This window comes from Vibrio bivalvicida, assembly GCF_001399455.2.
GTDB classification, from domain to species: Bacteria; Pseudomonadota; Gammaproteobacteria; order Enterobacterales; family Vibrionaceae; genus Vibrio; species Vibrio bivalvicida.
Genome location: NZ_LLEI02000021.1, coordinates 480,975 through 494,127 on the forward strand (window position 1 = coordinate 480,975; position 13,153 = coordinate 494,127).

General features: G+C 41.6%; 15 protein-coding genes. 5 read left to right on the forward strand and 10 right to left on the reverse strand.

Annotated elements, in window-relative coordinates; translation table 11 throughout:
* Positions 1 to 8: 8 nt before the first annotated feature.
* Positions 9 to 836: an ammonia-dependent NAD(+) synthetase gene (gene nadE, locus APB76_RS07400; protein WP_054962088.1), complete on the reverse strand. Its 828-nt coding sequence runs from the start codon at positions 834 to 836 to the stop codon at positions 9 to 11.
* A 188-nt stretch (positions 837 to 1,024) separates the two neighbouring features.
* On the opposite strand from nadE, the gene APB76_RS07405 reads away from it, so the two are divergent.
* Both APB76_RS07405 and APB76_RS07410 read left to right on the forward strand, forming a co-directional pair.
* Positions 1,025 to 1,537, forward strand: a complete 513-nt coding sequence (locus APB76_RS07405) for a nicotinate-nicotinamide nucleotide adenylyltransferase (protein ID WP_054962089.1) — start codon at positions 1,025 to 1,027, stop codon at positions 1,535 to 1,537.
* Between the two features lie 59 nt (positions 1,538 to 1,596).
* Positions 1,597 to 2,061 (forward strand): hypothetical protein, encoded by a 465-nt coding sequence (locus APB76_RS07410; RefSeq protein ID WP_049844885.1) that lies wholly within the window; start codon positions 1,597 to 1,599, stop codon positions 2,059 to 2,061.
* A gap of 36 nt (positions 2,062 to 2,097) precedes the next feature.
* Here APB76_RS07410 and APB76_RS07415 read toward each other — a convergent pair whose 3' ends face one another.
* Together APB76_RS07415 and APB76_RS07420 are read right to left on the reverse strand one after the other, a co-directional pair.
* Positions 2,098 to 3,951, reverse strand: coding sequence for a putative bifunctional diguanylate cyclase/phosphodiesterase (locus APB76_RS07415; protein WP_054962090.1), 1,854 nt, complete (start codon positions 3,949 to 3,951; stop codon positions 2,098 to 2,100).
* Positions 3,952 to 4,074: 123 nt separating this feature from the next.
* Positions 4,075 to 4,956: a LysR family transcriptional regulator gene (locus tag APB76_RS07420; RefSeq protein ID WP_049844887.1), complete on the reverse strand. Its 882-nt coding sequence runs from the start codon at positions 4,954 to 4,956 to the stop codon at positions 4,075 to 4,077.
* A gap of 109 nt (positions 4,957 to 5,065) precedes the next feature.
* Here APB76_RS07420 and APB76_RS07425 point away from each other — a divergent pair, with 109 nt between their 5' ends.
* From APB76_RS07425 to APB76_RS23085, 3 genes are all read left to right on the forward strand, one after another.
* Positions 5,066 to 6,244 (forward strand): multidrug effflux MFS transporter, encoded by a 1,179-nt coding sequence (locus APB76_RS07425; protein ID WP_054962091.1) that lies wholly within the window; start codon positions 5,066 to 5,068, stop codon positions 6,242 to 6,244.
* Between the two features lie 51 nt (positions 6,245 to 6,295).
* A complete protein-coding gene (locus APB76_RS07430; RefSeq protein ID WP_049844889.1) occupies positions 6,296 to 6,646 on the forward strand; it encodes a hypothetical protein in 351 nt (116 codons plus the stop codon).
* A gap of 80 nt (positions 6,647 to 6,726) precedes the next feature.
* Positions 6,727 to 6,864: a hypothetical protein gene (locus tag APB76_RS23085; RefSeq protein ID WP_167350313.1), complete on the forward strand. Its 138-nt coding sequence runs from the start codon at positions 6,727 to 6,729 to the stop codon at positions 6,862 to 6,864.
* A 105-nt stretch (positions 6,865 to 6,969) separates the two neighbouring features.
* On the opposite strand, the gene APB76_RS07435 is transcribed toward APB76_RS23085, so the two are convergent.
* The 7 genes from APB76_RS07435 to APB76_RS07465 form a co-directional block, all read right to left on the reverse strand.
* On the reverse strand, positions 6,970 to 7,569 hold the full coding sequence (locus APB76_RS07435) for a glutaredoxin domain-containing protein (protein WP_049844890.1): 600 nt from the start codon (positions 7,567 to 7,569) through the stop codon (positions 6,970 to 6,972).
* Positions 7,570 to 7,608: 39 nt separating this feature from the next.
* The gene (locus APB76_RS07440) at positions 7,609 to 8,511 is read right to left on the reverse strand and encodes a DMT family transporter (RefSeq protein ID WP_054962092.1); all 903 of its coding nucleotides are present in this window, start codon (positions 8,509 to 8,511) and stop codon (positions 7,609 to 7,611) included.
* Between the two features lie 162 nt (positions 8,512 to 8,673).
* A complete protein-coding gene (locus tag APB76_RS07445; protein ID WP_054962093.1) occupies positions 8,674 to 9,921 on the reverse strand; it encodes a hypothetical protein in 1,248 nt (415 codons plus the stop codon).
* Positions 9,922 to 10,094: 173 nt separating this feature from the next.
* A complete protein-coding gene (locus APB76_RS07450) occupies positions 10,095 to 10,907 on the reverse strand; it encodes a lipase family protein (protein WP_082880283.1) in 813 nt (270 codons plus the stop codon).
* A 61-nt stretch (positions 10,908 to 10,968) separates the two neighbouring features.
* The gene (locus APB76_RS07455; RefSeq protein WP_054962095.1) at positions 10,969 to 11,253 is read right to left on the reverse strand and encodes a hypothetical protein; all 285 of its coding nucleotides are present in this window, start codon (positions 11,251 to 11,253) and stop codon (positions 10,969 to 10,971) included.
* A 15-nt stretch (positions 11,254 to 11,268) separates the two neighbouring features.
* Positions 11,269 to 11,928 carry a hypothetical protein gene (locus tag APB76_RS07460; protein ID WP_054962096.1) on the reverse strand — a complete coding sequence of 220 codons (660 nt, stop codon included), beginning with the start codon at positions 11,926 to 11,928 and terminating at the stop codon, positions 11,269 to 11,271.
* Between the two features lie 165 nt (positions 11,929 to 12,093).
* A complete protein-coding gene (locus tag APB76_RS07465; protein ID WP_054962097.1) occupies positions 12,094 to 13,008 on the reverse strand; it encodes a DMT family transporter in 915 nt (304 codons plus the stop codon).
* Between the last annotated feature and the right edge of the window lie 145 nt (positions 13,009 to 13,153).

Genomic DNA, 13,153 nt, shown 5'->3' on the forward strand with positions numbered 1-13,153 from the left:
TTTGTGTGCTAGTCGTAAATTGTTGGAATTGGCTGGCGTTTGTGCTGGGTCACCTTATAAATATGAATTAAGCGCTCTGTCACTTCTTCAGAAACAGGCTTACCTTCTAAGAAGTCATCTATTTGCTCATAGGTTAGATTAAGCGCGTCTTCGTCGGCTTTTTGTGGGGCTAACTCTTCTAAGTCTGCTGTAGGAACCTTTTTAACCAATAATTCAGGTGCGCCTAGTGTCGCGCCTACTTCGCGTACTTGACGTTTGCTTAGACCAAATAGAGGGGCAAGGTCACAAGCGCCATCACCAAACTTGGTGTAGAAGCCAGTTATGTTTTCTGCAGAGTGATCAGTACCAATCACTAACCCGCCAACATAGCCAGCGATCTCATATTGGGCAACCATACGAGCGCGTGCTTTCACGTTACCTTTCACAAAATCGACTTTAGCGTTGTCTTGTGGGAGTAGGCCAGTATTTTCTAATGCTGTGTGGCTTGCCGCGTGTAGGCCGTCGACGCCCGCCTTTATATTGACAGAAACAGATTGCGATGGCTGGATGAACTGAAGGGCAAGTTGTGCTTCGTCTTCGTCTTTTTGTTCACCATACGGTAGTCGAACTGCAATGAACTGGTAGCCACTATTTGATTCTTCATTTAATTGATCAACAGCAAGTTGCGCTAAGCGACCACAGGTTGTTGAATCAACACCACCACTAATACCAAGCACTAAAGATTTGCATCCTGCTTCTTGAAGTTTTCGCTTAATAAAGTCGACACGACGGGTAATCTCAAAGTGAGGGTCGATCGACGGCAGAACGCGCATTTCATCGCGAATCAACTGTTCCATTATGTTTCCTTCCTGCAAGCAATGTAGTTTAAAATTGGGCAATAAAAATTGGTAGCCTTAACAGGTCAACCTCAGCAAGACATATTTATGCTGAAGTGAACGTGTTAAAGTCACAGACCTATATCATACCGCAATCAAGGAATTAGAAAACTGTGATCACAGTTTTCAATACAGAGTGAATGAATAAAATGAGCAAAATTGCTGTATTTGGAAGCGCTTTTAACCCACCAAGCCTAGGCCACAAAAGTGTGATTGAATCTTTAGCCCATTTTGATCGGGTATTGCTGTTACCAAGTATTGCTCATGCTTGGGGTAAGAAAATGCTCGATTACGCTGAGCGATGTGAGTTAGTCGATGCCTTTATTGAAGACTTGGACGTGAGCAATATTGAGCGTTCAACTATCGAGGAATCTCTTTATTCACCAGAGAACAGCGTAACAACCTTTGCGGTGCTTGAGGCAGTAGAAGCTCAGTACCCTGATAGTGAACTGACGTTTGTGCTGGGGCCAGATAACTTGTTTAGCTTTGCCAAATTTTATAAAGCAGACGAGATCGTTAATCGTTGGTCTATAATTTGCTGCCCTGAAAAGGTTCAAGTGAGAAGCACTGATATTCGTAGAGGGCTTGAGCAGAAAAAGGACGTGTCACATCTTGTTACTACAAAAGTTTTACGTAAATTGCTCGAAAAGGAGTATTATTAAATAGGACTTTGTACTATATATTTGAGGCGTGAATGTTAAAGTGTGGAATGATATGTGTAATGTTATCGTTCTCTCCATTTTCTACGGCGTGTGTGTTGTACCAAGGAGACGGAGCTTCACATTCTCTGCTACTTGCTGGTGCTAACCATCCTTGCGTCTCGGCTTTTGACTTTGATATAGAAACTGATACGTCAAATGAAGTCTTCATGGACCTTACCCTTGCAGAGCAAAGCGATGATCACTCCTCATATTGGTCAGACTGGCTGATTAGCAATGACACAACCCCTCTTATTTCAACCAATAGTGCATCGTCTAAACACTTTGGTGTTGGAGTCTGGGTACCGAATGAGTTGGAAGAACACCTCGCAGACATGAGTGCAGAAAACTGGATCAAAAGTCATGGACTACAGCTTAGCTTGGGCTTTGGTGATTTAGACGCAGGAACGCCACGTATGCGACTCGATTACCGATGGCACGAGCAGTATGACGGTGATTTTATGATGCAGGTGGAGGTGCCATTCTAGTCGGCTAGCTCTTCCTCCATAATTAGTTTTTCACGCTTATCCATTAGAGACTTGCTGTTGCTGTGTAATGCGTTCGAAACTTTGTTGAACGATATTTTGTGGCGTGTCAGGTTTTGAAAAATAGTATCCTTGGATCTGGGTACAGTCCATATCATAGAGCTTTTCAAGAGCGTCTTGATCTTCAACACCTTCTGCAACTAATGATACGTTCAATTGTTTGGCAAGTTGAACAATTAGCCACACAACACGTTCCGCCGTCTCATTGGTGAGCATATTTCGAATAAAGGTGGCGTCTATTTTGATGCAATCGATCGGATAACTATGGATGTAGTTAAGACTCGAATACCCGGTACCGAAGTCATCCAACGCCACTTTAAATCCGAGGAAACGCAGTTTGCAGAGTATTTTTTTCATTTCTTCTGTTTGAGAGAGAAGAACAGTTTCTGTAAGCTCGATAGTAAACTCATCGGGCTTAAAGCCAAAACGCTTAATGGTATCTAGAAGGTGCTGTAAGTAACGGCTTGAATTCTGCAGTTCATGAGCTGAGCAATTGAGGCTCAGTTGTACATCATGTCCTAAGCCTTTTTCTAATGCTAGTTTAGCTTTACAAGCCAATTCAACGATATGCTCTCCTAATTCAACGATTAAGCCAGATTGTTCAGCGGCTTCAATAAACTCTAGCGGAGAGATAGTACCCAGTGCATGGCTTTGCCAACGAGCTAGGACTTCAAAGTAGTTCCATTGATTGCTATTTCGTTCAACAATCGGCTGAACTGCAACGTACAATTCACTGTCGCTGACGCTTTCTTTGGCAAGTTCCGTCCGCAGTGCATCAATGATAAGTGCTCGTCGGTAATATTGTGCACTTAAGTGAGTATCGTAGCACTGAACTTGCAAGTGACGAGATTGCTTGCAGTCTTTAAGTGCTAGGCTTGCGTTTAAAATAATTTGGTCAGCCGATAGACTTTGATTATTATTTTTCGCTAAGCCAATACTTGTGGTGAATTTAATTTTATGTACAGGATCTTGATATCCTTTTTCTAGATTCTTAATAATGGCGTGGCAGATTTTAAACGGGTCACCCGATTGAGTAATAAAGGCGAACTCATCCCCTGCAATTCTAAATGCAAACTGTTCGTCTTCTATTGTACTTTTGATCGTATTGGCAACAAACTTGATGATCTGATCACCAATATAGTTGCCATATAGATCATTGATTGATTTAAAGTTATCGATATCCAAATAGGCGAGGGTAAAAGGAATGTTTTGCGTTTCACTTAACCTTTCTAACCTATCTGACAAATAGCTTCGATTCAGTAGCCCTGTGAGGTTGTCATGGGAGACTTCATAGCTTAATTGGTCAACGAGTGTTTCAGAGCGAGCCGTTAACCATTTTGATTTAAGGTTGTGAGTGACAATATTGGCAAACAGCTTATGACTATAAATAAGGTCTTGCTTCTCCTCAGACTTAATCGCGCCTGTGTAAGCAGAGAGAAGAATACCCAGTACCTCGCCGTTATGGGTTTTCAATGGTATGGCTAAGTAAGACTCAATATTGTGTTCAGTAATATATTGTTCATTAGGATGTAGGCGCTGAGCGTTGGACGCACAGATGATGTAGTCTTGATTAGACTTAACTACGAAAGTACAGGTACTGTGAGTGAGAGGCGCAAGATAATCGTTTCGTTGCAATTTAGCGCCACTCGAAGATGCCAACAGGGTTGATCTATTGGTAAATTGATCGAGTTCAATAATGCACGTACAAAACGAGTCAGAGTAATACTGAAGTTCCAACGTAGCTTTGTTCAGTAGATCTAGCCCATCCAAGCTCAGAGTTTCGTTAATCGTCTCGATGCTTAACGAGTTCTGTACTGACGTTGTCCTAACCATAACGGCAACTCACTGTTATTGTGATTTGTATCACTTAATTGTTGGTCTAGTTACTAATTAAATATGGTACGAGTCGCATATTAATGCAAATGACAAATATGACTTTCTGTTTGGAAAATGGTGCTATTGTTGATTGGAAAGGCGTTCTTTCAAGTAGTCTAGAAATAATTGAGTACGAGTATGCTGATAGTCAAGTTTTGGGTAGTAGGCGTAAACTGTTGCTTCGTCAGCAGTTATATCGGGTAAGATACGTTGTAAAGCGCCAAGCTTAAGATCCTCTTTGATCATCACGTCATTAGTCAACAGTAATCCCATGCCACTTTTGGCTGCGTAAAAAAGTGCTTCTGGATTGGATGTGGCAAAATTGCCATTGAGCACAATCTTTTGCCCATTGGTCAAGCAAATCTCACGTTGAGTTCTCTCGCCCCAAACTAACATATTGTGCTGAGTAAGATCGCGATAGTCTTGCGGTTCACCAAATTGCTTTATGTAGCCTGGTGAGGCATAGAATCCGGCTCGATGCTCAAAAAGTGGAGTGGCTTTGAAACTGAGTGAGTTTAGTTGCTCAATCTCTCGGCTGATAAACAGATCCAAACTCAGTGTCGGTAATTGACCGGGAGTGGTTGTGATAAGTTGAATGCGGATGTCGGGATACATCTGCAAAAAATCATTTAGGTATTGAACCAAGAATTTAGATCCAACCGCAAGTGTCGCGCCAATCTTTAGCAATCCTGCTGGTGTCTGAGATACTGATCGGGTTTCATCAACAATCGACTGCCAACCATCAAGTTGAACTTTGGCGCGTTCATAGAACAGCGCACCCGCTTCAGTTTGTGTCACGGAACGAGTGGTTCGTTTTAGCAACTGAACACCGATGCGTTCTTCTAGCCAATGAATACGTTTACTGATGGCAGAGCTGGTGGTATTAAGAGTTCTTGCTGCACCATTAAAACTGCCTTCATCAACAACACGAATATAACTTTGAACACTCTGAATCCAATCCATCATACCACCTTATTATTTCTTATCTGGAACTAATTACTTTCCATAGCGGTATATTATCATTAGTTAGTGGATAATTTAAACTGGCATCACTGTTGAATGAGGAGATGCTATGAAGAAAACACCCATTTTGTTAGCGATGATGATCATTGCTACTGGTCAGGTTGGGGTCAGCATCTATCTTCCTTCGCTGCCATTGATCAGCAATAGCCTTAATGTTGGCCAAGCTGATGTACAACTCCTTGTCACTGTTTTTCTTGTTGCGTTTGGCCTATCTCAGCTATTTTACGGTCCTTTATCTGATTCAATTGGTCGACGCCCAGTTTTTATACTTGGTCAGGGGATTTACTTGGCTGCGACAGTTTTGTGTATCGCGTTTGCTGACAACTTAACTATCTTGATATTAGGCCGTTTTTTACAAGGTTTAGGCGCTGGCAGCGCGTCTGTCTTAGGCCGAAGTGTCTTGCGTGACAGTTATGAAGGCGCACAGCTCACTAAAGCGTTATCCTACATTTCAATTACCGCTTCCATCATGCCAATCATCGCGCCTGTTATGGGAGGCTGGATCGCCTTTTATCTAGGGTGGGAAGCTGTGTTTATGTTTGTTTTGCTCTACTTGATAGCGATCTTTACCCTTGGTTATTTTGTTCTTCCTGAAACCATGACTTATGGCAAGACACGCTTCAACTTATTGAGTGTTATTAAGAACTACGGAACACTGGTGAAGAACAAGCAGGTAATTTCAAGTGCGAGCTATAACTGGGTTACTTATCTCACTTGTGTTGTATCCTTGTCTGTTATGCCATTCATCTTGCAGCATCAATTAGGCTTGACGGCAGCTGAGTACGGTTCAGTGATGATCATCCCATCTGGTGGGTTAATGATGGGCAGCTTACTGCTTAATGTAGTCAACCGTTATCTTAATACCAAGCAAATACTTGGGCTGGCAATTTCAACCATGATGATCGCTGGACTGTGGTTGCTAGTGACTGAAGTGACCTTGTTTAACCTAGTGTGGGCATTTACCCTGTTGACAATTGCCCAAGGTTTGGCAACACCAATTTCAATTAGCATGTTGCTCGAACCACATAAAAGGCAGGCAGGTTCAGTGTCTGCGTTGTCAGGAGCGGTGCAAATGTGTTTATCGGGGGTGCTAGGAGGTTATCTCGTTGAGAACTGGGTCAATAGTCAAATGAGTATGGGAGTGTTCTATTTAATTTCGGCGACTACGATGGGCTTGGTGTTGTTGTTCTCGAAAAAGATGCTTGTCGCACAGCAAAAGTTTGCTTGATAGCGCTATGGGTATACAATGCCCGAAAATTTCTATTTTGAGATGAAATCAATGGAACTAAAAGATTTTGAAACACTGGTAAAGTTACTATGTGAAAAAGAAAACTTGCCACAAGCCTTGGAAGTTTTGAAAGCAAGTGAAGATCAAGAGATCGCTGAGGCAGCACTGTCATTGACAGGTCAGTTTGCTCTGGCTGAAGTCGACGAAGCAAAGCGTATTTATCACATCACTGTACAGACCAATGAACAAGGCGAAGAGCAAGAATTTGTCGAGCACGTCATGGATGAAGGTGATGATGTGATTCGTTTTGTTGCTTGGTTCTTTGATGTGATGTTTGATGTTAAGCGTAAAGACACTTACCAAGTGGCAGGAAAAACCTATCAACAACCAAAACGCGGTTAATGGTTGAAAATAATGTGATTTAGATCTTGTTTTTATTTTATTTGTGATTAAAATCACATTTAGACTTTAAGGAGATAATCATGAATCACGAATTAGGCAACGCATATCTAGGTCAGATGATCGCAAAGCAAGCCATGCAAGATGCACTTTATGGTAAGCCTAAAGCGAAAAAGAGCACCTTCATCAAGCGTATGATGAAAAAAGTGACCAGCGCGTAAGTGCAAGAGAATTTTCGTTGAGCCATGCAGGTTGCTTGTTTTGGCTCTTCAAAACAAAGCCCCGCTTTATCAAAAGCGGGGCTTTGTTATTTTTGTAGCTCTAACCTAAAGAGAAACCACGTTATCAGGCACAGTGGTTAGTCCTCTCTCTTCAACCCAAGCGGTTAAGTTATCCGCACCACCAATGTAATGACCATCTAACCAGATTTGTGGCACGGTCACAGGTGTTTTTTCTCCAATGTGCGCTTTTACTTCAGGAATCATTCGGTAGAGTGCAGCGCTGTCTTTTACTACGTCATAGTATTGGTAATCGATTCCCGCTTCATCCAAGGTTTTCTTCGCTTTGACGCAGTAGGGGCAGGTTGCCTTACCGTAAACGATATTACCTTTGAGTGTGTCGTGTTTTGTCCACTCTTGAATCACCGATTGTACTAACACACCACGGTTGAGTGCTTCTCCTTGGCTAACTACTTTTCCTTCGACCATAAGAATAGGTGCGTGCCATGCTCCTACTTTTAGCGGTTCCCACCAATGAGAGAGCCAATCTTTCACTTCAAGTTCTACCGGTATACCAGCAAGCTCATTTTCAAAGGTATCTTTAAGTATATCTTTGGTCAGAGTACATTCCCCGCAAGGGATATTGACCTTAAATGGTCCCCAACTGCCAGCCCAGCGATAAAGTGTTAATTTGATTGGTTGTGTCATAGAGATCTCTCCGTAAAAGCTATGACTTATTAGAACGAGTTAACTCGAAAATTCTTTCAGTGCTTTCGGCTTTTTTGCTTCCCAACGGGTAATAAAGGCTACTGACGCTATGATAATTGCTGCACCAAGCCATAGCCTACCCGGTGGAACCCAACCAAAAAACATCCATCCAGCGAGTACATTAAGCGGAAGTTTAGCGTGATCAAAGGGTTGAACAAATGAGGCGTCGGCGACGGAATATGCTTTAACAATAGCCCACTGGGCAAGCGCTGTCATCGTGCCCGCAGCAATCAAGATTAACCACAACGTGCCACCGCTTGGAATCTGCCAGTCTGGAATCGCCAGTAAAACATTAAATGGAGTGATCAATATCAGCAGATACACCACCATAGTTGAAGGTGAATCCTGAGAGGAAAGCTTCTTCACCATGAGAGCATAACAAGCCCAAAAGAACGCCGCCCCTACTGGAAGTAGTGTCGCCCAGCTAAAGTCATCAGCCCACGGCTCAAGAATTATCATTGCGCCAATAAAGCCGGTGATGGTTGCTCCCCAACGAGCTAAGCCAACTCTTTCTTTGAGAAACAAACCAGATCCAATGGTGGCAAACAGAGGAGAGGTCATAAGCAGCGCGATGCCTTGCCAAATAGGAACGGGATAAGCCAGCGCCCATAGCCAGAGCTGAATACCAATCACCGCTAAAAAAACGCGTAAGATGTGCATACCCAGATTCTGCGTACGTAATGACTGTTTGATCCCAAGTGTTTTCAAGTAGGGAAGAATTACCACAAGCGCAATTGCATATTGAATAAGAGCAACAGTGGTCGATGAAAGACCGTAATTGATACTCGCCATTTGAGCTAAGCTGTTTACGATGGCAAAAGCTAGTCCTGCGCTTAGCATCCAGCTAGCGCCTTGAAGTGGATGGTGGTTTTGGGTGCTCATTATATAGGTGTCTGAAAAATAGATAAGCTGAATCATACGATGTAATTTAGCTCAGGTCACTCGACGAATTTGCTCTTGCTAGACAAATCCGCCGCGAGAACTACAAGTATCTAGCTTTCCATATTAGCTTTTGATGATAACCTGTGCTCTTTAGTCTCGACCTTATATACTCGCAATGACACGCTTTTGAGATGGTGGAAAGTAAGAAATAGAGTCGATAAGAATATCAATGAGTACGTCGTAATTGTCACCGTAAATGGCCTTCCAATCTTGTAGGTTATTGTCTAGGTGGCTAAATACAGAGTACCAGTCGCCATAAGATTTTATGGTTAACATCGTTTTGAACTGTTGATCTGCAATTGGGTCTTCTTTTTTGCGAAATATGGCTCCTAGTTTTTTGAAGCCATCTCGTCTTAAGACAAGTTTTCCTTGTTTAATTTTCACAACAACTGGGAACAACATGCTTTCTGAATCACAAGTAAGGTGTTTCATAAACTCGATCTTGTCTTCTCTATTTCCTTTTACAATCGTGTATGATTCGTGGGAGAAACTTCTTTCTTTAGCTTTGAGAATGATTTTTCCTTCTATTTTAACAGCACCGCTGATCCAAAGTGTATCCGCTTTTATTTCAACAGATGGAGTCACGCTCAGTGGAACTTTACAAACTTCTAAAATGGCATCATGAGCAAAGTCATCTAGAATGACATCTAACTCTTTATTGACTTTATCGCTTAGGAGAGCATTAAAAATCTCTTTTACATTGCTACTGACTTGATTTATTTTTCTATCAACAAAGACCGTTTCTTGAGGGTTTACTAAGGCTGCTTTACCCCTTTCGATATCATCGGCAAATACGTATCCTCTAACTTTTTCACCAAGAAAATTTGATTTTACAATATAAAAATCCTGACCAGAGTCCATGCCAATAACTTTTAGTTTTTCTGTAATCTTGGGGTTGGTAGAAGACATGAAAACGTCATTTTTCAGTGTGTCGTCACCATTTCGATAAGACGTTACTTTCTCCAAGTTTGGCCTTTTGTATATTACAATCTCTGTTCTTGGGAATAGATATTCTCCATTGAATAAAGAAGAGCTACTTAGTGACTCTTGGAGTACAAAACCGACTTTCCCTAAGTTGGTTTGTACTTTTAAATAGCATTTTGGAATAGGAGGGCGATGGGCTCTTTTATGGTGATTGATTGTTTGCTTTCTGATTGTTTTTACCATTGTTCCTGAAGGCAAATATGAGGAAACATTCGCATTCCCTTTGTCTAAAGAAAGCATAAAAGTACCTTTGTCGATGACATGTATTTGATTTGATGCTTTAAAATTGTCACATTCTTTTGCCTGTACGCCACCAACAAAAATAACAATTAATAGAATAAGGTGGTTTCTAAACTTAAAATCCATTTTGTCTATACCCTCAGATTGTGTTCTAGTTGTTTACTAAACTGACAAAAGAAATAGGAAAGTAACCGCTTAGTATAGTCACCAATTACTATTATTTTTCTGTGCTGTGATTGGTTTTCTGAGCCACAATCAGCTAGCTATTTAATTGATAAGTGCATCTATTTAATATTAGGTTACTCAAGATCCCATTTTTCAATAGCTTCTAGATATCTCCCCATATCATGATCCTCTACCCCGTCAATTCCTTTTTCTCGCAACGCGCTAAGAGCACCATCAAAATAGTCCACGAACCTAAACCAGAATCCAGGGTCTTGATGAATCAGTTTTTCTTCTGATATATACAAATAGCTACCTACGTGACTATATCCCATTAGTCTAGCGGGAACTCTAGTAACGATGTCATTGTTGTTGTGAAATCTGAAGAAGCGATTTTTGCACTCTACATTGAAAAATTGAGAGGTCACCCTAGTCAGCGCTCTTGGTTGACCAAAAGTGTATACACTTGTGAATGGCTTATCTTCATGAATGTACTTAGCTGCGGCGATGGTCGCCATCGCTCCCCCTAAACTATGCCCAGCAAAAAAAAGTGGTCTCTTTTTTTCTTTTTGTAGAGCTTTACATTTTGAATCTAGCTTGGGCCAGACATCTTCAACGGATTGATAGAAGCCCCTGTGAAACTCACCAAAAAGCTCATTGGTAGAAAAGGCGTTGATGTTGTCCAACCAATCTGCGACTTCATTTGTACCCCTAAAGGTTATGCACAAATATTCGTCATGTTCTATTAATGCGGCCTGAGCACTATTATTATCGACGCCAAAAACCGAAATAAACCTATCATCATCGTTCTTAATTGACGTGAGAATCATATCTTCATCGGGCATTTGATTATTGCTAGAAGTTTTCTTATAGACTTCCTTGGCGAGTCTCGCCATCCAATATGCGTTACCTTGGTCTAAGATTGTTTTATAGGGTGATACAGTATTCATAATAGCTTCCATACTCGTTGATATGTTGAACCACATATTTTGACGCGACCATAAATATCTATTACGCGAATTTTGTTATTAGCGTTAAGATAACTCCACCAAATTCTTCGGCATTATTTACAATCTTCGAAACCTTGAGATTTCTATCTTCAGAAGACTTTACAATTTTCATTAGATCGTTGAGTTTTTGTACATCTTCTGAGGTGGGAAACAGTTCTAGAACCTCCTCGTCCGTCATGTGCGTAATAGACGATATTCGTGATGCAAGTTTCTTATCCGTCGTGGCTGCTGCGGCATCAAGAATGCTATCTAATTCATTGTCATCATTTTCCCAATTCAACGGCATATATGTTCTCCTTTGTTAAAGTGACTCACGCAATCCTTCCATTTTCTCAAGGTATTCTTTTGCTTCTTCTGTCTTTTTATTTAACTTGTTTGTTTTCCCTAATAATGATTCTACCGCTTCATCTGTTTTATCGATGAGATTTGTCATTTCGCTTTGTTCAAAACCAACGAAGTTAAGGTATCGCTCCCTATTTTCATCAATTTTAGATGCTGACGTTAAAAAGCTAGTTAGGCTGTGGTTGATTGCTCGTGCTTGAGCAAACTCAAATCTAATTTTTTCCTCGATTAACCTTTCTAAGTCATCAAGTGGTTTGATTAACTTTTTGCGTTTCTGGTTGATTTTCTGTTGTAACTTGGGGCCATATTTAACTAGGAACGCTACTCTCTGATGTTTGCTATTTTCTTCAACGATGGTGTTCCAGTCTTTTGCTACTTTATTGTTGGAAAAGACTTGTTCGGCGAACTCTGGAATCCATTCTTTCGCGATGAATTCATCTACTTGTGCACGCTTTTGCTCAAAAAAACGCTTTAGGAGGGTGACGTTTGACTGTTCTAGTACTTGAATTCTTTTTCCAAGTTCTAGGGATAACTCTGGTGCTTCTTGTGGTATTGAAGAGCAACCTACGAGTGTCGAAATGGAAAGAAGTATTGAAATCGAGTGCGAGATAAATTTCATTACATTCCTTGATGAATTGATTGTTCGTATGAATATTAATCTAATTATAAAATCACCGAACGTATGCGACTGTGGTCACATGTGTGCTATTGATAAAGGTGTTTTTAGTTGCATTGCGTTACCTGCACGACTGATATAGACAGATACTGTGATGTGTAAGGCCAACTACTTCCTATTCAAGGTATAGACAGAGGTAACCACAAGGATGAGGCCAAGTGCATGCCAGATTGTAAAGGTCTCATCGAGAACTACCACGGCGATACCTGCGGTGATCGCGGGGCCAACATTGCTGGTTAAGCTAAGTGTGGTAGGTGTCAGCCTTGCCATTGCAGCGGCGACTAAGTAGGAAGGCAGAACCGTGCAAAATATTCCAAGTAGCACACCCGTTGTGATCAGTTCTCTGCTCCAGTCTGAAATGGTGGAACCACTCAAAGCTAAATGGACCATGATCGCCATCCCAGCACTGCCCATTCCAATACTAGTGAATAGTGAGCTGCCCAGATGACCAATCAGTGGTTTACTCCATACTAAGTAAAACGCAAACACCAGCGCAGAAGCGACTGCGAGTAAGCTACCAAGCAGCACGGATTTACCCAATGTGTTGAAGTCATGTACAACAATAAAGCCTATCCCTAAGTAGCCGATACAGGCTGAGAGGATCACTGTTCGACTTGGTCTCTGCTGATACAAAGCCCAACTGATTAGAACAACAAAGGTAGGGAACAAGAAGATCAGCAACCGCTCTAGTTGGGCAGTAATAAACTGGAGGGCGGCAATATCGAGAAAGCTCGCCAAGTAGTAGCCGATCACTCCAATCGCTGCGGCCTTTAGGCCATACTTTTTTACTCTATTTCTGTTTTCTTTGTGTCTGCACAAGTAGAGAAACATCAAAAAATAGAGTGGTAAAGAGCTAAATGCGCGCAAAGTCATGATTGAAGTGGCATCACCACCATATTGGTATGCGACTTTTACCAAGATAGGTTTTATAGAAAAGAGAACGCAACCCGCTAGGGCAAGCAAAATTCCAACTTGAGATAGTGATGCAGTTTCTGAGGGGGTGACTTGGGTTTCTTCAGTCATGTTTCTCGTATCCTTTCTTTAAGAGGGGGGGGGGGCTACGAGAAAGGAGGTGCGCTGGCTACGATTCTCGCAGCCAGACAGGGATTTACCTACCAGCTACAGGCATTAACGAGGAGGAGCCAAAGGTAGGTAAATGCAAATTTCA

Excerpts from the sequence above, each read along its gene's own strand:
- APB76_RS23085 (WP_167350313.1), top strand. The coding sequence starts at position 6,727 with ATGAATCACGAATTAGGCAACGCATATCTAGGTCAGATGATCGCAAAG.
- APB76_RS07440 (WP_054962092.1), bottom strand. The coding sequence starts at position 8,511 with ATGAGCACCCAAAACCACCATCCACTTCAAGGCGCTAGCTGGATGCTA.
- APB76_RS07415 (WP_054962090.1), bottom strand. The coding sequence starts at position 3,951 with ATGGTTAGGACAACGTCAGTACAGAACTCGTTAAGCATCGAGACGATT.
- APB76_RS07430 (WP_049844889.1), top strand. The coding sequence starts at position 6,296 with ATGGAACTAAAAGATTTTGAAACACTGGTAAAGTTACTATGTGAAAAA.
- APB76_RS07425 (WP_054962091.1), top strand. The coding sequence starts at position 5,066 with ATGAAGAAAACACCCATTTTGTTAGCGATGATGATCATTGCTACTGGT.
- APB76_RS07445 (WP_054962093.1), bottom strand. The coding sequence starts at position 9,921 with ATGGATTTTAAGTTTAGAAACCACCTTATTCTATTAATTGTTATTTTT.
- APB76_RS07465 (WP_054962097.1), bottom strand. The coding sequence starts at position 13,008 with ATGACTGAAGAAACCCAAGTCACCCCCTCAGAAACTGCATCACTATCT.
- APB76_RS07450 (WP_082880283.1), bottom strand. The coding sequence starts at position 10,907 with ATGAATACTGTATCACCCTATAAAACAATCTTAGACCAAGGTAACGCA.
- APB76_RS07420 (WP_049844887.1), bottom strand. The coding sequence starts at position 4,956 with ATGGATTGGATTCAGAGTGTTCAAAGTTATATTCGTGTTGTTGATGAA.
- APB76_RS07460 (WP_054962096.1), bottom strand. The coding sequence starts at position 11,928 with ATGAAATTTATCTCGCACTCGATTTCAATACTTCTTTCCATTTCGACA.
- APB76_RS07410 (WP_049844885.1), top strand. The coding sequence starts at position 1,597 with ATGTTATCGTTCTCTCCATTTTCTACGGCGTGTGTGTTGTACCAAGGA.
- nadE (WP_054962088.1), bottom strand. The coding sequence starts at position 836 with ATGGAACAGTTGATTCGCGATGAAATGCGCGTTCTGCCGTCGATCGAC.
- APB76_RS07455 (WP_054962095.1), bottom strand. The coding sequence starts at position 11,253 with ATGCCGTTGAATTGGGAAAATGATGACAATGAATTAGATAGCATTCTT.
- APB76_RS07405 (WP_054962089.1), top strand. The coding sequence starts at position 1,025 with ATGAGCAAAATTGCTGTATTTGGAAGCGCTTTTAACCCACCAAGCCTA.
- APB76_RS07435 (WP_049844890.1), bottom strand. The coding sequence starts at position 7,569 with ATGACACAACCAATCAAATTAACACTTTATCGCTGGGCTGGCAGTTGG.